This window comes from Streptomyces sp. 15-116A (assembly GCF_025290915.1).
GTDB lineage: Bacteria > Actinomycetota > Actinomycetes > Streptomycetales > Streptomycetaceae > Streptomyces.
Genome location: NZ_JAOCQE010000015.1, coordinates 21,026 through 42,477 on the forward strand (window position 1 = coordinate 21,026; position 21,452 = coordinate 42,477).

The window sequence follows — 21,452 nt, forward strand, 5'->3', positions numbered from 1 at the left end:
CGATCAGAAGTCCATGTCACCGCCCGGCATGCCGCCGCCGGCCGGGGCCGCGGCCTTCTCCGGCTTGTCGGCGATGACGGCCTCGGTGGTGAGGAACAGCGCGGCGATGGACGCGGCGTTCTGCAGGGCAGAGCGGGTGACCTTCGCCGGGTCGATGATGCCTTCCTTGACCAGGTCGACGTACTCGCCGGTCGCGGCGTTCAGGCCGTGGCCCGGGGTCAGGTTGCGCACCTTCTCCACCACGACACCGCCCTCGAGGCCGGCGTTCACGGCGATCTGCTTCAGCGGGGCCTCCAGGGCCAGCTTCACCGCCTGCGCACCGGTCGCCTCGTCGCCCTCGAGCTCCAGCTTCTCGAAGACCTGGGAGGCCTGCAGCAGGGCCACGCCACCACCGGCGACGATGCCCTCCTCGACGGCCGCCTTGGCGTTGCGGACGGCGTCCTCGATGCGGTGCTTGCGCTCCTTGAGCTCCACCTCGGTGGCGGCACCGGCCTTGATGACGGCCACGCCGCCGGCGAGCTTCGCCAGGCGCTCCTGCAGCTTCTCGCGGTCGTAGTCGGAGTCGCTGTTCTCGATCTCGGCGCGGATCTGGTTCACGCGGCCCGCGACCTGGTCGGCGGAGCCGGCACCGTCGACGATGGTGGTCTCGTCCTTGGTGATGACCACCTTGCGCGCCTTGCCCAGCAGGTCGAGCGTGGCGTTCTCCAGCTTGAGGCCGACCTCCTCGGAGATGACCTCGCCGCCCGTGAGGATGGCGATGTCGCCGAGCATGGCCTTGCGGCGGTCGCCGAAGCCCGGGGCCTTGACGGCGACGGACTTGAAGGTGCCGCGGATCTTGTTGACGACCAGGGTCGACAGGGCCTCGCCCTCGACGTCCTCGGCGATGATCAGCAGCGGCTTGCCCGACTGCATGACCTTCTCCAGGAGCGGGAGCAGGTCCTTGACGTTGGAGATCTTGGAGTTCGCGATCAGGATGTACGGGTCGTCGAGGACGGCCTCCATACGCTCCATGTCGGTCGCGAAGTACGCCGAGATGTAGCCCTTGTCGAAGCGCATACCCTCGGTGAGCTCCAGCTCCAGACCGAAGGTCTGGGACTCCTCGACGGTGATGACGCCTTCCTTGCCGACCTTGTCCATCGCCTCGGCGATGAGCTCACCGATCTGGGTGTCGGCGGCGGAGATGGACGCGGTGGAGGCGATCTGCTCCTTGGTCTCGACGTCCTTCGCCTGCTCCAGCAGGGCGGCGGAGACGGCCTCGACGGCCTTCTCGATACCGCGCTTCAGCGCCATCGGGTTGGCACCGGCGGCCACGTTGCGCAGACCCTCGCGCACCAGGGCCTGGGCGAGAACGGTCGCGGTGGTCGTACCGTCACCGGCGACGTCGTCCGTCTTCTTGGCGACTTCCTTGACCAGCTCGGCGCCGATCTTCTCGTACGGGTCCTCGAGCTCGATCTCCTTGGCGATGGAGACACCGTCGTTGGTGATCGTGGGGGCGCCCCACTTCTTCTCGAGGACGACGTTGCGGCCCTTGGGGCCGAGGGTCACCTTGACGGCGTCCGCGAGCTGGTTCATGCCGCGCTCGAGGCCGCGCCGCGCCTCCTCGTCGAACGCGATGATCTTGGCCATGTGAAGTGGTCCCTCCAGGACTGGGGGTGATTCCTTCGGACCGCGCCCGCGCCCGCGACGGACGGCTCGCGCGCCGTGTGGTTCCTTGCCCCACCCGGCCCGCGGGCCTCACCGACCCGGTCCTTCGCTGTCACTCTCACCTTCAGAGTGCTAACGCCAATGATTAGCACTCGACCCTGCCGAGTGCAAGGCGCGCCCGCGAAGCGGGCCCGTTGCGGCGCACGGCGAAGGGCCCGTACCCCGGGAGGTACGGGCCCTTCGTCAGCAGTGAATGCTTAGGTTGCTGGTAGCGCGTTCAGGCGGTGACGCGAACCATGTCGGCCTGCGGGCCCTTCTGACCCTGCGAGATCTCGAACTCTACCCGCTGGCCCTCTTCCAGGGTGCGGTACCCGTCCATCTGGATCGCGCTGTAGTGGACGAAAACATCCGCACCACCGTCGACCGCGATGAAGCCGTACCCCTTCTCCGCGTTGAACCACTTGACGGTGCCCTGAGCCATGCCTAACTCCCCTATTACTGGCCCTTGCACAGATCCACACTTCGCGGATCCGGGTCAGACCTCACCCCCCAACGGTTGGGGGCGTGCGCCGGAACGCGTCGACCGCGGCTGAATGTATCTGTCCAACTGCCGTCTGCAACAGGTCAATCGGACGAGAATTCTGGACGCCATCGGTCCGGAATGTGGTGAGAATTCACCAGAATTCAGGGCAAGTCGGACCGGACGAAAGCCGCAAAAGCCGCGAAAAAGGCGCACACTTTGGCCGTATCCATTCGGGCGTACGGCAGGAATTCAGGGTTTCCGATCAGCGGATCAGGAGCGCGTTCCCCAACTCTACCGCGCTCAATCCCATGGAATTGCCCCCTCCGCATCTCTCACGGAGGGGGCAATGGGGTGAACACTCGGTAACCGGCGTTACCGACGGTAATGATCAGGCTCGGTCAGCCGCCGGCGACGGCCGGGATGATGGAGACTCCGGCACCGTCCGGGGTGGCCGTCTGAAGCCCCTGCTCGAAGCGCACGTCGTCGTCGTTGACGTAGACGTTCACGAACCGGCGCAGCTTGCCCTGATCGTCGAGCACACGGGCGGCGATCCCGGTGTGGTTCTTCTCCAGGTCCTCGATGACCTCGGCGAGGGTGGCCCCCTCAGCACTCACCTCGGCCTGGCCGCCGGTGTAGGTACGCAGGATGGTGGGGATGCGGACGGTGACGCTCATGCAAGGCCAGCCTCTCGGAAAGAGTCCAGGTTGGGTCGGATGGTGGCGGTGAGCCCGGTGCCGGCCACCGCGTCGAGGGTCTTGAGGCCGTCGCCGGTGTTGAGGACGACGGTGGACTTGGACGGGTCGAGGATGCCGTTCTCGATCAGCTTCCTGGTCACCCCCACGGTCACCCCGCCCGCCGTCTCCGCGAAGATCCCCTCGGTCCGCGCCAGCAGCTTGATCGCGTCCACGATCTGCTCGTCCGTCACGTCCTCCACCGCACCGCCGGTACGACGCGCGATGTCCAGGACATACGGACCGTCCGCCGGGTTCCCGATCGCCAGCGACTTGGCGATCGTGTCCGGCTTCTGCGGGCGTACGACGTCGTGCCCCGCCTTGTACGCGGCCGACACCGGCGAGCAGCCCTCCGCCTGCGCACCGAAGATCTTGTACGGCTTGTCCTCGACGAGCCCCAGCTTGATCAACTCCTGGAGACCCTTGTCGATCTTCGTGAGCTGCGAGCCGGAGGCGATCGGCACGACGATCTGGTCCGGCAACTGCCAGCCCAGCTGCTCGCAGATCTCGTACGCGAGGGTCTTGGAGCCCTCGGCGTAGTACGGCCGCAGGTTGACGTTGACGAAGCCCCAGCCCTCGCCGGCCGGGTCGCCGATCAGCTCGGAGCAGAAGCGGTTCACGTCGTCGTAGTTGCCCTCGATGCCGACCAGCTCACCGCCGTAGACGGCGGCCATGACGACCTTGCCCTGCTCCAGGTCGTGCGGGATGAACACACAGGAGCGGAACCCGGCGCGGGCCGCGGCGGCGCCCACCGCGCCTGCGAGGTTGCCGGTGGAGGAGCAGGACAGGGTGGTGAAGCCGAAGGCGCGGGCGGCCTCGAGGGCCTGGGCGACCACGCGGTCCTTGAAGGAGTGCGTGGGGTTGCCGGAGTCGTCCTTGATGAACAGCTTGCCGGGCTCGACGCCCAGCTCGCGGGCGAGGTTGTCGGCCTCGACGAGCTTGGTCCAGCCCGGGTTGAGGTTCGGCTTGGTCGCCACGTCCGCGGGGACGGGCAGCAGCGGCGCGTAACGCCAGATGTTCGCGGGGCCCGCCTCGATGCGCTTGCGGAGTTCCTCGGTGTCGTACGCCGAGAAGTCGTAGGCGATCTCCAGCGGGCCGAAACACTCCTCGCACGCGAAGACCGGGCCGAGGGGCACGCGGTGGCCGCACTCGCGACAGCTCAGCGCGGCGGCGGGGCCGAGATCGACGGAGGCCGAAGAAGCCGAAGAAGAAGCGGTGGTGTCGGTGGTGCTTGCAACAGTCTGCACAGCCATGTGAGGCGAGGCCCTTTCTCCTCATCTTCCTCACGACGCATCTCGCCGTGAGACGGATTTGGCACCTTCCCTAGCCGGGAGCCTCGCCACGTCTGTGTGACAAGAACCGACTGGAGGGTTGCCGGGGCTTCATCGGGCCGTATCCCTCTGCCCCTCTGGATGAGCGGTGTTCAGTTGTGGTTTTCGGTTGTGGTCCTGCTCGTCCGCGCGGTGACCCCGGCATGCGATGGTCACGCGCGTTGTTCAAGACTGTAACCGACAGCCAGGACACTTGAGATAGCCGTCCGTACCGCGAGATGGATCACAGACACAGACCAGTGAGGAGCCACCGACCGTGCTGGAAGAAGTCGAGCGCTGGCTGATCGACCGCTCCTGGTCCGTGGCCGACCGCCCCCTGCACCGGATCCTGGCCGCCAAACGGGCCACCGGCCAGTCGGTGAGCGTGGTGCTGCCCGCGCTGAACGAGGAGGAGACGGTCGGCGACATCGTGTCCGTCATCCGCCACGACCTGCTGCTGCAGACGCCGCTGGTGGACGAGATCGTGGTCGTGGACTCCGGCTCGACGGACCGTACGGCTGAGGTGGCGGCCGCGGCGGGGGCGAGAGTGGTGCACCGGGACGAGATCCTGCCCCGGCTGCCCGCCGTGCCCGGCAAGGGCGAGGTGCTGTGGCGTTCGCTGCTGGTCACGCGCGGCGACATCGTGTGCTTCGTCGACGCCGACCTGAGGGACTTCTCCTCCGACTTCGTCTCCGGCATCGTCGGCCCGCTGCTCACCGAGCCGGACGTGCAGCTGGTCAAGGCCATGTACGACCGGCCGCTGGGTGCCGCCGCCGGTGAGGGCGGGCGGGTGACGGAGCTGATGGCGCGGCCGCTGCTGAACATGCACTGGCCGCAGCTGGCCGGCTTCGTGCAGCCGCTGGGCGGCGAGTACGCGGCCCGGCGCTCCCTGCTGGAGCAGCTGCCGTTCCCCGTCGGGTACGGCGTCGAGCTGGGCATGCTGATCGACGCCCTGCACCTGGTGGGTCTGGACGCGCTCGCGCAGGTGGACGTGGGGGTGCGCAAGCACCGGCACCAGGACGGTCAGGCGCTGGGCCGGATGTCCGCCGCGATCTACCGCACCGCCCAGCTGCGGCTGGCCCGCGGCCATCTGATCCGCCCGGCGCTGACACAGTTCGAACGCTCCGGGGAGAACTTCGAGCCGCGTACGTACTCGGTGGACACGGAGGAGCGGCCGCCGATGGCGGAGATCGCGGAGTACCAGGCGCGCAGGGTGGCCTGAGGTCGGTCATGGGCTCGGCATGGGGTCGCTCTTGGGGTTCGTATACGGCCGATGCGTACGTTTGAGCGGTTCGGGGCCGGGCTAGGTTGAGGCTTATGGCTTCGACGTTCGGTGCAGCTCAGGTACTGGTGGCCTCGAATCGGGGGCCCGTTTCGTACGTGGTGGACGACGACGGTTCGTTGCGGGCCAAGCGGGGCGGCGGCGGGCTGGTGTCCGGGCTGTCGGCGATCGGGCCGGACGCGGGGGCGCTGTGGGTGTGCTCGGCGCTGTCCGACGGCGACCGGGAGGCCGTGCGGCGCGGTGTCGGCGAGGACGGCGTGCGGATGCTGGACATCCCGGCCGACGTGCACGCGGACGCGTACAACGGGATCGCGAACTCGGTGCTGTGGTTCGTGCACCACATGCTGTACCAGACGCCGCTGGAGCCGGTGTTCGACGCGGAGTTCCGGCGGCAGTGGGCGTCGTACGAGACGTACAACCGGGCGTTCGCGGAGGCACTGGCCGAGGAGGCGGCCGAGGGCGCGGCGGTCGTGGTGCAGGACTACCACCTGACCCTCGTCCCCGGGATGCTGCGCGAGCTGCGCCCCGACCTGCGGATCGGGCACTTCTCGCACACGCCGTGGGCGCCGCCGGAGTACTTCCGGATGCTGCCGGACGACATCGCGGGCCAGGTGCTGCGCGGCATGCTGGGCGCGGACCGGCTGGGCTTTCTCACCCGGCGCTGGGCGGACGCGTTCACGGCGTGCTGCGAGCGCTTCGTGGGCGGCCTCGGGGACACCCGGATCGGCGTGCACGGCCTCGGCGCCGACGCCGACTTCCTGCGGGCCCGCGCCCACGAGGCGGACGTCGAGGAACGTATGGAGGGCCTGCGACGCGAGATCGGCGAGGGCCGCCGCACGATCGTCCGGGTGGACCGCACCGAGCTGTCCAAGAACATCGTGCGCGGACTGCTGGCCTACCGGCAGCTCCTCGCGGACCACCCCGAGTGGCGCGAGCGCGTCGTGCACGTCGCGTTCGCCTACCCCTCCCGGCAGGATCTCGCCGTGTACCGCGACTACACCGCCGAGGTGCGGCGGCTGGCCGAGGAGATCAACGAGCAGTACGGCACGGAGGGCTGGCGCCCGGTCGTCCTGCACGTCAAGGACGACTTCGCCCGCTCCCTGGCCGCGTACCGCATGGCGGACGTGGCGCTGGTCAACCCCATCCGCGACGGCATGAACCTGGTCGCCAAGGAGATCCCGGTCGTCTCGGACCACGGCTGCGCCCTGGTCCTGTCCCGCGAGGCGGGCGCCCACGAGGAACTGGGCGAGGACGCCCTCACGGTCAACCCGTACGACATCACGGCCACGGCCCAGGCCCTCCACGAGGCCCTGACCATGTCCCCGGCCGAGCGCACGGACCGCACCAAACGCCTCGCCGCCTCCGCGACCGCCCTCCCTCCGGCCCAGTGGTTCCTGGACCAGCTGAACGCGCTGCGGGGGGAGTCGTGAGCCTGCCGGCGCCCGGCACGCGGGCCGGGCGGGAAGGGCTGGAGGCGTTGCTTGCCCTGCCGGGGAAGGCGTTGGTCGGGCTGGACTTCGATGGGACTCTGGCGCCGATCGTGGCCGATCCTGAGCAGGCTCGGGCGCATCCCGGGGCCGTGCCCGCGTTGGCTGCGCTCGCGCCGAAGGTGGCTTCCGTGGCCGTCGTCACCGGGCGGGCGCCCGGGGTGGCGGTGCGGTACGGGGGGTTTGCCGGGGTGAGCGGGCTGGAGCGTCTTGTCGTGCTCGGGCATTACGGGGCCGAGCGGTGGGACGCGCGCACCGGGGAGGTCACCGCGCCCGCGCCGCATCCCGGAGTGGCCGCCGTCCGGGAGGAGCTGCCGGGGCTGCTGGAGCGGGCGGCTGCCGGGCAGGGGACTTGGGTCGAGCACAAGGGGCGGGCGGTGGCCGTGCACACGCGGCGGGCCGCCGATCCGCAGGGCGCCTTCGAGACGCTGCGGGAGCCGCTCAGCGACCTGGCCGGGCGGCACGGGCTGATCGTCGAGCCCGGCCGCATGGTGCTGGAGCTGCGCCCGCCGGGCATGGACAAGGGCGTCGCCCTGCTGGAGTACGCCCGCGAGATCGGCGCCGGGTCCGTCCTCTACGCCGGCGACGACCTGGGCGACCTGTCCGCCTTCGCCGCCGTAGACAAACTCCGCTCCGACGGCGTCCCCGGCCTGCTGGTGTGCAGCGGCAGCGACGAGGTGACCGAGCTGCGGGAGCGGGCGGACGTCGTGGTCGACGGTCCGGAGGGGGTCGTCGGGCTGTTGCGAGGGCTGGCGGAGCGGATCGGCGATCGGCTGATGGGTTGATCGGTTGATCGGCCGAGCCCGCCCGCTCAGCGTTCCGTGCGCCGCTTCTCCCGTATGCGGCGCAGGCGGTTGACCGTCACCGGGTCGTGGGCCAGGGCCCGGGGGTCGTCGAGGAGGGCGTTGAGGAGCTGGTAGTAGCGCACGGGCGACAGGCCCAGCTCCTCACGGATCGCGCGTTCCTTCACGCCGGGGCCGGGGAAGCCACGGCGCTCCAGCGCGAGGATGCTCTGCTCGCGGCTGCCCAGCCCGCGCACCGGCGTTTCCTCGTCCATGCTCCGCACCGTAGCCCCTGCCACTGACAACGGCCCGCGCCCCCGCGCAAGCGCTACTGCGCGCCCTCCGCCCGGGTCGCCGCCGCCTGGAGCCCGGTGAGGACGGCCTGCGGGTCGCCGTTCGGGGTGACCGCCTTGCCGATCTGCTTCTTGACGGCCGCGTTGACCGCCGCCCAGGAGGTGTTGCCGACCGGGTAGTGCTCGGCGGTGACCAGCTCGTCGAGGAACGGCTTGAGGTGCTTGTCCTGCTCCGCCGTCGCCATCGTCCGGGACGCGGAGGTGGTCACGGGCAGCAGGTTGTAGTCGCGGGAGAAGCCCAGCACCTGCTCCTCGCCGTAGACGAAGTCGAGGAAGTCACCGATCTCGTCGCGGTGGCCGTGCTTCTTGAAGGCCATCATCCAGTCGGCGACACCGAGCGTGGCGCGGCTCTCGCCGTCCACTCCCGGCGTCGGCACCATGCCGTACTCCACGCCCTTCTTCTCGGCCATCGCCATCAGGGAGGGGTGGCCGTTGAGCATGCCGACGTCACCGGCGGCGAACGCCTCGAAGGCGTCGGCCCGGTTCAGCTTCCCCGGGGCGACCGGACCGGTCAGGCCCTTGCCGACCAGCTCGTCCTTCAGCCAGGTGAAGGTCCGCACGTTCTCCGGGGAGTCGATGGAGTACGTGCCCACGCTGTCGGTGTAGCCGCCCTTGCCGGCGAGCAGCCACTGCATGGTCTCGGCCTGCGCCTCCTCGGGGCCCAGCGGCAGCGCGTACGGGTACTTCACGCCCTCGGCCTTCAGCGCCCGGGCGCCCGCGGCGAGCTCGTCCCAGGTCTTCGGCGGGGTGATGCCCGCGTCCGCGAAGAGCTCCTTGTTGTAGAAGAGCACGCGCGTGGAGGAGGCGAACGGCATGCCGTACTGCACGCCGTTGACCTGGCCCGCCTCGGCCAGCTGGGAGACGAAGTCGGCCTGGACGGGGATGGAGAGCAGGTCGCCGGCCTGGTAGAGGAGGTCGTCGGCGGCGTAGTCGGCGTACGCGCCGATCTGCGCCATGTCCGGCGGGTCGCCCGCGTCGACCATCTCCTTGACCTTGCGGTCGACGTCGTTCCAGGAGTAGACACTGACGTCGATCTGCACGCCGGGGTGGTCGGCCTCGTACTGCTCGACCAGCTCGGCCCAGTACTTCCTGGAGCTGTTGGCGGCCGACGTCCCGTAGTCGGCGGCGACCAGCCGCAGGGTGACGTCGGAGGAGCCGTCACCGGCGCCGCATCCGCCGAGGACCCCCGTCAGTCCCAGTGCGGACACCACCGCGATCGCCCTTGTCCTGACCCGCCGCTGCACTGCTGTCGCCCCAAACCTGGCGCCCCTGCGCCATCCGAAACTTTTCGATAGTCGGATTATGGTCTACACCACGTGAGTGGACTAGACCTCTCCCGGGTCCGGGGGTCACACTGTTTCCCGTGAAACATGTCATCGCCCTCGACGTGGGCGGCACCGGGATGAAGGCCGCACTGGTCGGGGCGGGCGGCGCGCTGCTGCACCAGGCCCGCCGGGCCACCGGGCGCGAACGCGGCCCGGACGCGGTCGTCGCGGACATCCTCGACTTCGCCGCCGACCTGCGCGCCCACGGCATCGACCACTACGGCGAGCCCGCCTCCGCCGCCGGCGTCGCCGTGCCCGGCATCGTCGACGACACCGGGGGGATCGCGGTCTTCGCCGCCAACCTCGGCTGGCGCGACGTGCCGCTGCGCGCGCTGCTCGCCGAACGGCTCGGCGGCGTACCCGTCGCCCTCGGCCACGACGTGCGGGCCGGCGGGCTCGCCGAGGGCCGGGTCGGCGCCGGGCAGGGCGCGGACCGGTATCTGTTCGTGCCGCTGGGCACCGGCATCGCCGGCGCCATCGGCATCGACGGCCGGGTCGAGGCGGGCGCACACGGGTTCGCGGGCGAGATCGGCCACATCGTCGTACGGCCCGGCGGGGTCGACTGCCCCTGCGGGCAGCGCGGCTGCCTGGAGCGGTACGCCTCCGCCTCGGCCGTGAGCGAGGCATGGGCAGCGGCCTGCGGGGACCCGGACGCGGACGCGGCCGACTGCGCCAAGGCCGTCGAGTCCGGCGACGCACGGGCCCTCCAGGTGTGGCAGGAGGCGGTCGACGCGCTCGCCGACGGGCTGGTCACCGCGCTCACCCTGCTGGACCCGCGCACCCTGATCGTCGGTGGCGGGCTCGCCGAAGCAGGAGAAACCTTGTTCACACCGCTGCGGGAGGCCGTCCGGCAGCGGGTCACCTTCCAGAAGCTGCCGTCCCTGGTCCCCGCGGCACTCGGGGACACCGCCGGATGCCTGGGCGCGGGACTCCTCGCCTGGGATCTCCTCGCATCCACCGACCGTTCCTAATCAGTGAGCAGGAGTGAATCTTGGATCCAAACCTGCGCAGCTGGCGCATCCCGAACGGTGTTGGATGCCCTGGTCGCCCGCGTACGCGCCGCGTCCGGTGGCACGCATCTGGTGCGTGGACCGGGGATGCGGGGGCGGGGTCCCTCACGCCCCAGGGCCACCGGCCCGGCCTGGACGATCCGATGCCCGTACCCATCGCTCTGGTGGATACGGGGCGGTGCCGTCCGTCGCCGGATCGGGTGCCCTTGGGCGCGTCGTCCGATCGCGATGCTCGCCGCATCGTGACGGGTCGTCTTGCGTGTTGTCGAGGTGAGGGGCTGCTGCCAGTGCTGAGCGCCCCACTTCGAGGTGTAGGCCGGGTCCACTGCAATGACCGTGATGCCCATCTGGTCGGCCATCGAGGTCAGCCGGACACGCAGCATGCCGGTGGGCATGCCGGAGATGACCTGCCGGAACCGTTTGCGGCGGCCGTGCTTCTCCCTGGTCTTCTCCGCCGCGAAATCCAGATCCTCGACCGCGATCGCCTTGACACCGCACGTTCTGGCCCAGTGCAGCAGCCGGGTCAGGGCATGCCTCACCTGGGCGTCGCGGTGGTCGGCGGTGCCAAACAGGTCGTAGTAGAGGCGGCGCGGTGCTCCGATGGGGTTGCCGCAGGTGTCGAGGCGCCAGGCGGCGAGGTGGTCGGCGTTCATGTCGACGCCGATCACGCCGTCGGCGAGGGCGGCTTCGATGGGGATGACCGGGGTGGGCGGGGTCTGCCAGGAGGCGGTCAGGTACCAGCGGTCCCGCTGCACGTCGAAATGGATGCGGTAGGCGACGGCACGGTTGGCCGCCACACGGTCGGCCCACTCCTGCCCGCGATGCGCGAACGCTACCCGGCCGGTGAGGACGTACCGGCCGTGCACCGTGTTAGCCAGACCGGCGAGCGGGGCGGGGAGCTTGACCGACACCTCGCCGTCCGGGCTGACGCGGATGGTTTCGTTGCCGAACCTCTTGCCCGATTCGCCGTCGGCCTGGAGGAACCAGCGCTCGGCTTCCCACCGCCGGCGCCATGCAGTCTCGGTGAGCTGCGCGGCTTCGAGATGGTGACGGCTGCGGGCGAGGGACTTGCCGCCCCGCACCACGTGCACGACCCCGCTCGCACGGTCGGTCCGCTCGCGGGCCAACCGGTCTTCCAGGACGTGCAGGCGTCGCGTCTTGGCGAACCACTCCCGCCGGGACCGGTAGCCGCCCGGCGCCCGCTTGTCGCCCTTCGCGCCGATCGGAAGCGACAGCCGGTGCCTGATCGTGTCGATAGCGGCCTCGAGGGACTGGATGTGGGCGAGTTGGCAGCGGCGGGCCAGCGCCCACTGGTCATGCGACGCCTTCGTGATCGACCCGGCCCACCGCGCCGACGACACCGGCGTCAGATCCCGTTTCCGGGCCGCCCACGCCTCGGCGTCGTGCTCGAGACCGTCCGCGCACCGGGCCTTGAGGTCCTTCGACGCGAGCGAGCCGAGATGAGCACCCACCAGGGTGAGGACCTTCTCGTCCTCGGGCGTGAGGTGTTTGAGCCGGGTCCGCACCGCCATACCGGTGGGGCCGGGCACGACGAAGGGTGCCGCAAGCCTGCGCAGACCACCCACCCCGCACCCCTCGGCCGTGACGGACACGTACACCCCACTCAACGACCACCCGCACACAAGGTCACGCATTCGACCGGCGGACGCCCGTTCCCACCCGAGCGACGTGCCCTCCGGCTCACCCCCGAACTCGCTCATTCACGCCAGAGCGCACCCACACACAGTCAAAGGTCAGCAGTTCCCGACCCCTCGGAGGTAACCACCTGATGGCCCCCACCAAGGTTCTCACCGGTGCCCGGGTGGTCCTGCCCACCGGGACCGTGGACGACGGCCGCGTGATCGTCGAGGGCACGCGGATCGCGGACACGGCCCCCGACGCCCCGGGGAGCGTCGAGACGATCGACGTGTCCGGTCACTGGCTCGTGCCCGGCTTCGTCGACCTCCACAACCACGGGGGCGGCGGGGCGTCCTTCGCCGGCGGCACCGCCGAGGAGGTGCTCCAGGGCGTGCACACCCACCGCCTGCACGGCACCACCACCGTCGTCGCCTCCGCCGTCACCGGTGACCTGGACTTCCTCGCCCGGCACGCCGGGATGCTCGCGGAGCTGGCCCAGCAGGGCGACATCGCCGGCATCCACTTCGAGGGGCCGTTCATCTCGCCGTGCCGCAAGGGCGCGCACGACGAGGAACTGCTGCGCGACCCGGACCCGGCCGAGGTCCGCAAGCTGATCGACGCGGCGCACGGACACGCGCGGATGATGACGCTGGCGACCGAACTGCCGGGCGGCCTGGACTCCGTACGGCTGCTCGTCGAGCACGGGGTGATCGCGGCCGTGGGGCACACGGACGCGACGTACGAGCAGACCGTGGCGGCGATCGACGCGGGCGCGACGGTCGCCACGCACCTGTTCAACGCCATGCCGGTGCTCGGTCACCGGGCGCCCGGCCCGATCGCGGCGCTGCTGGAGGACGAGCGGGTCACGGTCGAGCTGATCAACGACGGCACGCACCTGCACCCGGCCGCGCTCCAGTTGGCGTTCCATCACGCGGGCCCGCGGCGGGTCGCGTTCATCACGGACGCGATGGACGCCGCCGGTTTCGGCGACGGCCGCTACATGCTGGGCCCGATGGAGGTCGAGGTCGCCGAGGGTGTGGCCCGGCTGGTGGAGGGCGGCTCCATCGCGGGCTCCACGCTCACCCTGGACCGTGCCTTCCAGCGGGCGGTGACGGTGGACGGGCTGCCCGTCGAGGACGTCGTCCAGGCGATCTCCGCCACCCCGGCCCGCCTGCTCGGCCTGGACGACCGCATCGGCTCCCTGGAGCCCGGCAAGGACGCCGACCTGGTGCTGCTGGACGCGGACTTCGCCCTGAAGGGCGTGATGCGCCGGGGCGAATGGGTGGTCGCTCCCCAACTGGGCTGATCTCTCCCGTGGTCGGGGGGACGGTGGCCGGTCCGAGGGGTGGGCCGGTCGTCGTCTCTTTGGCATGATCGTGTCTCCGGGGCCATGGCAGGCGCAGCAACAGGGGGAGGTCGTCCCGGTGATCCTCACGGTCACGCTGAACACGGCGCTCGACATCACCTATCGCGTGCCGTCGCTTCGGCCGCACGACTCCCACCGGGTCTCCGAGGTGACGGAGCGTCCGGGCGGCAAGGGCGTCAATGTGGCGCGGGTGCTGGCGGCACTCGGGCACGAGGTGACGGTGACGGGTTTCGTGGGCGGTACGACGGGAGAGATCCTGCGCGACCACCTGATGCGGGTGCCGGCCCTGACGGACGCGCTGATCCCGATCTCCGGCACGACGCGCCGCACGATAGCCGTGGTCGACGAGACCTCGGGCGGCACGACCCAGCTGAACGAACCGGGTCCGACGATCACGGTCGCCGAGTGGTCCGCCTTCCAGGAGGCGTACGAGGACCTGCTGCGTGACGCCGACGCGGTCGCCCTGTGCGGCAGCCTGCCGCCGGGTGTCCCGGTGGGTGCGTACGCGGGCCTGATCCGCACGGCGAGGGCGGCGGGCGTCCCGACCCTGCTGGACACCAGCGGAGCGGCCCTGCGCCGGGGCGTCGCGGGCCGCCCTGACATCCTGAAGCCCAACGCCGAGGAACTGGCCGAACTCACCGGCTCCCACGAGCCGTTGCGCGCGACGCAGGACGCCCGCAGGAGGGGGGCGGGCACGGTGGTCGCGTCCCTGGGCCCCGAGGGCCTCCTCGCGGTGACCCCGGACGGCCACTGGCGCGCAACGCCTCCCGCCCACCTCCACGGCAACCCGACGGGCGCCGGCGACTCGGCGGTCGCAGGCATCCTGTCGGGCCTGGTCGAGAACCTCCCCTGGCCGACCCGTCTGGCCCGAGCGGTCGCCCTGTCGGCGGCGACGGTCGTGTCACCGGTGGCGGGAGAGTTCGACCGCGGGGTGTACGAGGAACTGCTGGACCAGGTGGCGGTGAGGTCCGAGGCGAGCGCGGCTTAGGAGCCGTCCTCCTCCGTCAACCAGAACTGGTCGAGGTTCGCGTTGCACTGGTTGCCCTGGTTGCAGACGAGCTCAATGGTGTTCGTGCCCTTGGTCAGGTTCACGTTGGCCCACGTGGTCTGCCAGCCCTTTTCCCAGTCGCCTTCGGGTTGCTTGCCGAAGTTCTCCATGTTCAGCGGCCGGGTCTGCGCCTCGCCATTGACCACCACGGTCGCGTTGGCGTCCACGCCGGGGATGCCGTAGCGGACGTAGAAGCGGTAGGTGTCGGCCTTCTCGATGCCGCTGACGGTCCAGACGACCTTGGCGCCCACCTTGTTGAAGCCCGCGACGTAGACACCACCGTCGGACTTCGCGCCCTTGATGTCCGAGGCCGTGACGGGGCCGCCCTCCAGGCGGAGGGCCTTCGCCTCGATCTCGGGGAGGTCGGCCTCGGTCTTGCCGCTCTCGCTCGCCGAAGGGCTCGGCTCGCTGGTCTGGCCCTGGGTCGGGGAGGCGTCCGCCTGGTTGCCGTCGCCCTTGTCCTCGTCGCCGCCGATCATGGCGACGCCGATGCCGATGACGACCGCGGCGACCACCGCGATCGCGCCGATCAGGAGGCCCTTGGTGTTGGGCCCACGCCCTCGGCCGCCGCCGCCGTGGGACGGCTGCGGGGAGTGGGTCGTGGCGGCGCCGCCACCCGGCAGCGTCTCCGGGGCGGCGTAGTGCGGGTTGGGCTGACCGTACGTGCCCTGCTGCTGCGGTATCTGCGCGGCGGGACCGCCGCCCTGCTGGCCGTACTGACGTGTACCGACCGCCCGCACGCGGTTGACCGAGTTCGGGTAGCCGTAGCCACCGGACGGCGGCTGGGCCCCGTTGGCCTGGCCGTCGGCGTAGAGGTAGCCGAACGGGTCGTCGTCCTCGGGCGTGCTCGCGCCGTTGTTGCCGGGCGTCATCCCTTGGTGCTCCTAGCTGCGGATCGGGTGCGATTGCGGGGTGGTGAGATGGGCGAGCCTACCCGCTTCCCCGCCCCCAAACGGGTGACTCAGACCGCATCAACCCGCTGACCTGCGGTTCATCCCGCACGCCGATGCTGTTTGGGACGAGATCGTTTCTCGACGTACATCCGTTCGTCAGCGGACTTCAGGACTTCGTCGGCCGTCATGCCGCAGTGCGCCCAGCCGATGCCGAAGCTGGCGCCCACCCGCACGGCCCGCCCCTCGGCCCGGATGGGCTGGATGATCTCGTTGCGCAGCCGTACGGCGAGGTCCTGGGCGTCGGCCCGGCCGAGACCGTCGGCGAGGATCACGAACTCGTCGCCGCCCAGCCGGGCCACCGTGTCGCCGTCCCGGACGCCGTTGCTGAGCCGGCGGGCGACCTCGATGAGCACCGCGTCACCCGCGTTGTGGCCGAACCGGTCGTTGATCGACTTGAAGCCGTCGAGGTCGCAGAAGAGCACCGCGAGCCCCTTGGTGCCGTCGTCGCGGTCCCCGGCGGGGGCGACGGTGTGCACATGATGGTCGTAGCCGTCGTACTCGTCCGCGCCGGGCGGGAAGTCGAAGTCGTGCCCCCGGTCGAACGCGGGCGGGCCGTAGGCGGCGTCCAGCGAGGGTTCCAGCGCGTCGAAGGACTCGTAGGGGTCCAGGGCGGCGGAGCCGATCGCGGCGGGCAGCGTCGGCTGCGGGCGCTGGCGGCACAGGCGGGCGGAGAGCCGGGCGCGCAGCTCGGCGGAGTTCGGCAGGCCGGTGAGGGAGTCGTGGGAGGCGCGGTGGGCGAGCTGGAGCTCGCGGCGCTTGCGTTCCTCGATGTCCTCGACGTGGGTGAGCAGGAAGCGGGGCCCGTCGGCGGCGTCGGCGACGACCGAGTTCCGCAGGGACACCCAGACGTAGGTGCCGTCGCGGCGGCCGAGGCGCAGCTCGGCGCGCCCGCCCTCGGCGGACGTACGGAGCAGGGTGCCTATGTCCTCGGGGTGGACGAGGTCGGAGAAGGAGTAGCGGCGCATCGCGGAGGCGGGGCGGCCGAGGAGGCGGCACAGCGCGTCGTTGGTGCGCAGGATCCGGCCGTGCTGATCGCCACCCATCTCGGCGATGGCCATGCCGGACGGGGCGTACTCGAAGGCCTGGCGGAAGCTCTCCTCGCTGGCCCTGAGCGCCTGCTGCTCGCGCTCCAGACGGACCAGGGCGCGCTGCATGTTCGCACGTAGACGCGCGTTGCTGATCGCGATGGCGGCCTGGAAGGCATACATCTGCAGGGCCTCGCGGCCCCAGGCGCCGGGCCGGCGGCCGTTGCGCGGGCGGTCCACGGAGAGCACGCCGACCAGCTCACCGGAGGCGCCGGCACCCTGCGGGCCGGGCGCGTACATCGGGGCGAAGAGACGGTCGGAGGGGTGCCACTCGTCCTCGAAGCGGGGCGCGGGACCGTCGGTGTACCACTGGGGGACGTCGTCGTCGTCGAGGACCCAGCCCTCGGTGTGCGGTATGAAGATCAGGTCGCCCCAGCGTTCGCCCATGGACAGGCGGCGCTCCCAGGACTCGCGCGAGCCGACCCGGCCGGTGATGAGCGCCTCGGCCGCCGGGTTGCCGGAGAAGGCGGCGACCACGAGATCGCCGTCGGGACGTACGAGATTCACGCAGGCCAGCTCGTACCCGAGGGCGTTCACGACGCCGTCGGCGACGGACTGCAACGTGTCCGCCAGGCTGCGGGCCGTGTTCATGTCGGCCATGACCTGGTGCAGTTGTCGCAGGGACGCAAGGCGGACGTAGGGCTCCGACTCGGTCTCCATGCTCGCCCTCCCCCCGAGACCTCGTGGCGAATCAAGGGTGCTCATCGGCGTATCGTCCTGGCAGCTTCCCCGCCACTGAATCACAGCGCGCTGCCCACTCGGTACACAGGGTCAACAATTCCTGCCCCTTGTGACTCAAGTCACAGCTAAACGTGAACAATTGCGGGGTCTTTCCGCGGTTTCCCCGGGGGTTTACCGAGGGCGGAATTTGTGACGCTTGTGCGGGTCCGGTGCCGGGCCCGCGGGGTGGGGCGCCCCTTCCGCTCGGCCGCTGGTCCTAGGTCTCCGCTCGGGCCGGGGTCCGATGCGGGGGCCATGGAGCGGAGACTAGCGTTTCCGGCGTGCCCGACACTCCCTCCACGCAGTCCACGATCACCGCTCCGCCCGCCGCCCGGCATGCTGAGGGGGTGAGCAACGACGCGTTCCGTGCCGCCATGTCCCGGCTGGCCTCCGGTGTGGTCCTGGTGACCGCGAAGGAGCCGCCGCTGGACCCGGACGACCCGCGGGCACCGGCCGGCGAGGACGTCGGCATGACGGCGACCGCGTTCATGTCGGTGTCGCTGGACCCGCCGCTGGTGCTGGTCAGCCTGCGTGAGGGCTCCCGCATGGACGAACTGCTCGACGAACAGCCGCTGTGGGCGGTCTCCGTCCTCTCCGAGAGCCAGCGGCACATCGCGGGCCGCTTCGCGATGAAGGGCCGCATCAGCGACCGTCTGCTCTTCGAGGACATCTCCTACGTCCGGGGCCAGTACAGCGGGGCGCCTCTGGTCGGCGGTGCGCTGGCCACCCTGGAGTGCCGCACCGAGCAGCGGGTGACCGCCGGGGACCACACCCTCGTGATCGGCCGGGTGCTGGCGGCCGACGTACCGAGCGCGGAGGGCGGACCGCTGACGTATTTCCGGGGCCGTTACCGGCAGTTGGGCTGAACACGGCGCGGGCTTCGCCTTTCCTTTCGCGAAATCCCTTTTCCCGAACGGGTTTTACGCGCTTACGCTGCCCGGCGTGACGACGACAACGACGGTGCCGACGCCCCGCCTCGAAGAGATCACCCCGAAGAACCTGGACGCCGCGCTCGGGATACGCGTCCGGCCCGAGCAGGAATTCGCGGTGGCCCCGGTGGTGAAGTCCCTCGCGGAGGCGTACGTCCACCCGGACGCCGCCTGGCCCCGCCTGATCATGGACGGCGACCGCGCGGTCGGGTTCCTGATGGCCTTCTTCGACATCGACTGGTACGACGACGGCCGCAGCATCCGCTCGGGCCTGTGGCGGCTGAACATCGCGGCCGGGGAGCAGGGCAAGGGCTACGGCCGTTTCGCCGTGGAATCGGTCGCCGCGGAACTCCGCCGCCGCGGCACCAAGGAGTTCTACGTCACCTGGCATCCCGGGGAGCACGGGCCCGAGGGCTTCTACCTGGGACTCGGCTTCCGGCCGAACGGGGAGGACGCGGAGGGGGAGACGGTGGGGGTGCTGGAGCTGAGCTGAAGGGCTCGGCTCACGGCGTCAGCTCCAGTCGCGCGCGGAGCGGCCCCGCTTGGTCTCCGCGCGCTGCTTCTTCTCCCGCAGCCGGCGTTCATTGATGCCGCGCGGGATGCGGGTCGGCTTGCGGGGCTTGGGCGGGGGCGCGGTGGCCTCGGCGAGCAGCGCCGCGAGGCGCACGGCGGCGGTCTCGCGATTGCGCCACTGGGAGCGGTGCTCGGAGGCCCGGACGGTGAGGACCCCGCCGGTCAGCCGGCCGGCCAGCCGCTCCAGGGCGCGCTGCTTCCACACCTCGGGCAGGGCCTCGGTGCGGGCGAGGTCGAAACGGAGCTCGACCTGCGAGTCGCTGGTGTTCACATGCTGTCCCCCGGGTCCGGACGACCGCGAGAAACGCCACATGAGCTCCGCCTCGGGCAGGGCTACGGAACCGCGGATGACATAGGGACCGGACATGCCGTCCATGGTCCCGCCCCTGACCGGTCCACGTCACCCGAATATCCGAGGTAAAGAAAGTAAAGGAGCGGGAACCTCGCGTACGTCTCTCCGCGTTCAACGAGGTAGCTGTAGCTTCTAGCCGTACGTAGCCGTACGCAAACGAGGGAAGGGACTCCCAACAATGGCTGTAAGCCTGTCCAAGGGTGGCAACGTCTCGCTCACCAAGGAGGCACCGGGCCTGACGGCCGTCACCGTGGGCCTCGGCTGGGACGTCCGCACCACCACCGGCACGGACTTCGACCTCGACGCGTCGGCGATCGCGGTCAACCCGCAGGGGAAGGTCTACTCGGACGCCCACTTCGTCTTCTTCAACAACAAGCAGACCCCGGACAACACCATCGTCCACACCGGTGACAACCGCACGGGTGAGGGCGCCGGCGATGACGAGGCGATCAACGTCAACCTCGCCGCCCTCCCGGCCGACGTCGAGAAGGTCGTCTTCCCGGTCTCGATCTACGACGCCGAGAACCGCAACCAGAACTTCGGCCAGGTGCGCAACGCCTACATCCGCATCATCAACCAGGCCGGCGGCACCGAGATCGCCCGCTACGACCTCTCCGAGGACGCGGCGACCGAGACCGCCATGGTCTTCGGCGAGCTCTACCGCAACGGCGCCGAGTGGAAGTTCCGCGCCGTCGGCCAGGGCTACGCCTCGGGCCTGGTCGGCATCGCCCAGGACTTCGGCGTGAACGTCTGACCTACCCGGCACGCAGCACGCCCGACTGGAGCCCCGCGCCTTGTGTGGCCGGGGCTCCGGTGCGTCCGCGACGCGATGGTCAGCGGTGCGATGGCTTTCCGTCGCCGTACAGCCAGTCCGACCAGACGGCGGTGAAGTCCTCGTCCGGGGCCTGCTCCTCCACGTACGCGGTGAAGTCGGCGGTGTCGGCGTTGCCATGACGGTGGGTGGTGGCCCAGCCTCGGAGCAGACCGAAGAAGGCGGGGTCGTCGGCCAGCGTCTGGCGGACCTTGTGGAGGACCATCGCGCCGCGCCAGTAGACGGGGGTCGCGGAGATGTGTGCCGCGTCGGGCGGGTCGGCGGGCGGGAAGGACCACAGGGCCTCGTTCGTCGCCGCGTCGGGGAAGTACCCGCCCGCGTACAGGGCGTCGAAGGTCTGCTCGGCGGTCTCGCCGCCGTGATCCTCCCGCCACAGCCACTCCGCGTACGTGGCGAAGCCCTCGTTCAGCCACATGTCCCGCCAGGACTTCGGGGTGACGGAGTTGCCGTACCACTGGTGCGCGAGCTCATGGACGAGGAGACCGGTGTCAGGGGCGCCGGGGAAGACGGGGCGGGTCTGGGTCTCCAGGGCGTACCCGGAGTCCTCCGGCCGCTCGACGATCACACCCACCGACGAGAACGGATACCGCCCGAACCTCCGCTTCGCCCAGTCCAGCACGCGGGGCAACTCGGCCAGGGTGCCCCGGCTCGCCTCCCGCTGCTCCGGGTCGACGGCCGTGAGCACGGGCAGCCCGTCGGCGGTCTCGGTGCGGGCGACGTCGTACCGGCCGATCGCGAGGGTGGCGAGATAGCTCGCCATCGGCTCCGCACTGCGCCAGCTCCAGGTCGTACGGCCACCCTTGGTGTCCTTCCTCACCGGCTCCCCGTTGGACACCGCCCCCAGCCCCTTCGGCACGGTCACCGAGACGGCGTACGTCGCCTTGTCGGAGGGGTGGTGATTGCCGGGGAACCAGGTCATGGACCCGACCGGTTGCCCCAGTGCCAGTGCCCCGTCCGCCGTACGCAGCCAGCCCTCCTCCGATCCGTCCGGGTCGGTGAGGGTGAGGGGGGTGCCGGAGTAGCGCACGGCCAGCCGAAAGGCCCGGTCCCGCTCCAGCTCGTCACGGGGCCGGACCGTCAGCTCCTGCCCGGCCCGGTTCCACCGCGCCTCCGCCCCGCCGACGGTGACGCGCTCGACGTCCATGCCGTCGAGATCGAGGTTCAGCGCGGAGAGATCCTGCGTGGCACGAGCGGTGAGGGTCGCCGTGCCGGAGAGCCGCCGGGTACGGGGCTCGTAGGCCAGGTCGAGGTCGTAGTGCGTGACGTCGTACCCACCGTTGCCGGCTTTGGGGAAGTACGGGTCGCGTACGCCTGCCGCACCCGGCGTGCCGTCCACACCACCACCGCACCCGGCGAGCAGGACAAGTACGGCGGTCAGGGACACGTGAGGGCGCACTCCGTGATCCTAAGAGCCGACGGCAGGACAACGCGCCCCAAAGGGGCGCGGGGAACTGCGCGCCCAGCCCCCACGCACCCGCAGCCTTGAACCCGTCCTTACTCCACGGCTCA

General features: G+C 70.6%; 20 protein-coding genes and 1 riboswitch. Of the genes, 9 read left to right on the forward strand and 11 right to left on the reverse strand.

The genetic code is table 11. The annotated features are described in order from the left end of the window. Positions 1–3: 3 nt before the first annotated feature. The 4 genes from groL to thrC form a co-directional block, all read right to left on the reverse strand. Entirely contained in the window at positions 4–1,626 is a 1,623-nt protein-coding gene (gene groL / locus N4P33_RS05190) for a chaperonin GroEL (RefSeq protein WP_260825041.1), read from the reverse strand. A gap of 295 nt (positions 1,627–1,921) precedes the next feature. Next, positions 1,922–2,125, reverse strand: coding sequence for a cold-shock protein (locus tag N4P33_RS05195; RefSeq protein WP_004986573.1), 204 nt, complete (start codon positions 2,123–2,125; stop codon positions 1,922–1,924). Positions 2,126–2,565: 440 nt separating this feature from the next. After that, positions 2,566–2,841, reverse strand: a complete 276-nt coding sequence (locus tag N4P33_RS05200) for a MoaD/ThiS family protein (RefSeq protein ID WP_260825044.1) — start codon at positions 2,839–2,841, stop codon at positions 2,566–2,568. Beyond that, positions 2,838–4,151, reverse strand: coding sequence for a threonine synthase (gene thrC / locus N4P33_RS05205; protein WP_260825045.1), 1,314 nt, complete (start codon positions 4,149–4,151; stop codon positions 2,838–2,840). Before thrC ends, N4P33_RS05200 begins: the two co-directional genes overlap by 4 nt. Positions 4,152–4,169: 18 nt before the next feature. Further along, positions 4,170–4,317, reverse strand: a riboswitch (SAM riboswitch). A gap of 168 nt (positions 4,318–4,485) precedes the next feature. On the opposite strand from thrC, the gene N4P33_RS05210 reads away from it, so the two are divergent. The 3 genes from N4P33_RS05210 to otsB all read left to right on the forward strand — a co-directional run bounded on the left by N4P33_RS05210 (position 4,486) and on the right by otsB (position 7,762). After that, positions 4,486–5,430, forward strand: coding sequence for a glucosyl-3-phosphoglycerate synthase (locus N4P33_RS05210; RefSeq protein ID WP_260825047.1), 945 nt, complete (start codon positions 4,486–4,488; stop codon positions 5,428–5,430). A 95-nt stretch (positions 5,431–5,525) separates the two neighbouring features. Continuing rightward, positions 5,526–6,920 (forward strand): trehalose-6-phosphate synthase, encoded by a 1,395-nt coding sequence (locus tag N4P33_RS05215; protein WP_260825049.1) that lies wholly within the window; start codon positions 5,526–5,528, stop codon positions 6,918–6,920. Beyond that, entirely contained in the window at positions 6,917–7,762 is an 846-nt protein-coding gene (gene otsB / locus N4P33_RS05220; protein WP_260825050.1) for a trehalose-phosphatase, read from the forward strand. Before N4P33_RS05215 ends, otsB begins: the two co-directional genes overlap by 4 nt. 26 nt (positions 7,763–7,788) lie before the next feature. On the opposite strand, the gene N4P33_RS05225 is transcribed toward otsB, so the two are convergent. Both N4P33_RS05225 and N4P33_RS05230 read right to left on the reverse strand, forming a co-directional pair. Further along, on the reverse strand, positions 7,789–8,034 hold the full coding sequence (locus tag N4P33_RS05225; protein WP_260825051.1) for a DUF3263 domain-containing protein: 246 nt from the start codon (positions 8,032–8,034) through the stop codon (positions 7,789–7,791). A gap of 53 nt (positions 8,035–8,087) precedes the next feature. Further along, positions 8,088–9,320: an extracellular solute-binding protein gene (locus N4P33_RS05230; RefSeq protein ID WP_399028646.1), complete on the reverse strand. Its 1,233-nt coding sequence runs from the start codon at positions 9,318–9,320 to the stop codon at positions 8,088–8,090. 155 nt (positions 9,321–9,475) lie between these two features. On the opposite strand from N4P33_RS05230, the gene N4P33_RS05235 reads away from it, so the two are divergent. Beyond that, a complete protein-coding gene (locus N4P33_RS05235) occupies positions 9,476–10,408 on the forward strand; it encodes an ROK family protein (RefSeq protein ID WP_260825054.1) in 933 nt (310 codons plus the stop codon). Here the strand turns inward: N4P33_RS05235 and N4P33_RS05240 are convergent. Further along, entirely contained in the window at positions 10,405–12,033 is a 1,629-nt protein-coding gene (locus N4P33_RS05240) for a transposase (RefSeq protein WP_260825084.1), read from the reverse strand. The two genes, N4P33_RS05235 and N4P33_RS05240, sit on opposite strands and share 4 nt — an antisense overlap. Before the next feature lie 203 nt (positions 12,034–12,236). On the opposite strand from N4P33_RS05240, the gene nagA reads away from it, so the two are divergent. After that, on the forward strand, positions 12,237–13,391 hold the full coding sequence (gene nagA / locus N4P33_RS05245; RefSeq protein WP_260825055.1) for an N-acetylglucosamine-6-phosphate deacetylase: 1,155 nt from the start codon (positions 12,237–12,239) through the stop codon (positions 13,389–13,391). A 118-nt stretch (positions 13,392–13,509) separates the two neighbouring features. Further along, positions 13,510–14,439, forward strand: a complete 930-nt coding sequence (locus N4P33_RS05250) for a 1-phosphofructokinase family hexose kinase (RefSeq protein ID WP_260825086.1) — start codon at positions 13,510–13,512, stop codon at positions 14,437–14,439. Here N4P33_RS05250 and N4P33_RS05255 read toward each other — a convergent pair. Together N4P33_RS05255 and cdgB are read right to left on the reverse strand one after the other, a co-directional pair. After that, the gene (locus N4P33_RS05255; protein WP_260825057.1) at positions 14,436–15,371 is read right to left on the reverse strand and encodes a carbohydrate-binding protein; all 936 of its coding nucleotides are present in this window, start codon (positions 15,369–15,371) and stop codon (positions 14,436–14,438) included. The genes N4P33_RS05250 and N4P33_RS05255 overlap by 4 nt on opposite strands. Before the next feature lie 119 nt (positions 15,372–15,490). Then, entirely contained in the window at positions 15,491–17,197 is a 1,707-nt protein-coding gene (cdgB, locus tag N4P33_RS05260; protein WP_260825058.1) for a diguanylate cyclase CdgB, read from the reverse strand. A 341-nt stretch (positions 17,198–17,538) separates the two neighbouring features. On the opposite strand from cdgB, the gene N4P33_RS05265 reads away from it, so the two are divergent. Together N4P33_RS05265 and N4P33_RS05270 are read left to right on the forward strand one after the other, a co-directional pair. Further along, positions 17,539–18,123, forward strand: a complete 585-nt coding sequence (locus N4P33_RS05265) for a flavin reductase family protein (protein ID WP_260825059.1) — start codon at positions 17,539–17,541, stop codon at positions 18,121–18,123. 76 nt (positions 18,124–18,199) lie between these two features. Beyond that, positions 18,200–18,679: a GNAT family N-acetyltransferase gene (locus N4P33_RS05270; RefSeq protein WP_260825061.1), complete on the forward strand. Its 480-nt coding sequence runs from the start codon at positions 18,200–18,202 to the stop codon at positions 18,677–18,679. An 18-nt stretch (positions 18,680–18,697) separates the two neighbouring features. On the opposite strand, the gene arfB is transcribed toward N4P33_RS05270, so the two are convergent. Continuing rightward, positions 18,698–19,135 (reverse strand): alternative ribosome rescue aminoacyl-tRNA hydrolase ArfB, encoded by a 438-nt coding sequence (gene arfB / locus N4P33_RS05275; protein WP_260825063.1) that lies wholly within the window; start codon positions 19,133–19,135, stop codon positions 18,698–18,700. A gap of 154 nt (positions 19,136–19,289) precedes the next feature. On the opposite strand from arfB, the gene N4P33_RS05280 reads away from it, so the two are divergent. Next, entirely contained in the window at positions 19,290–19,865 is a 576-nt protein-coding gene (locus N4P33_RS05280; RefSeq protein WP_260825064.1) for a TerD family protein, read from the forward strand. 79 nt (positions 19,866–19,944) lie between these two features. Here the strand turns inward: N4P33_RS05280 and N4P33_RS05285 are convergent, their stop codons facing one another. After that, positions 19,945–21,339, reverse strand: coding sequence for a M1 family metallopeptidase (locus N4P33_RS05285; RefSeq protein ID WP_260825065.1), 1,395 nt, complete (start codon positions 21,337–21,339; stop codon positions 19,945–19,947). Positions 21,340–21,452: the final 113 nt, after the last annotated feature.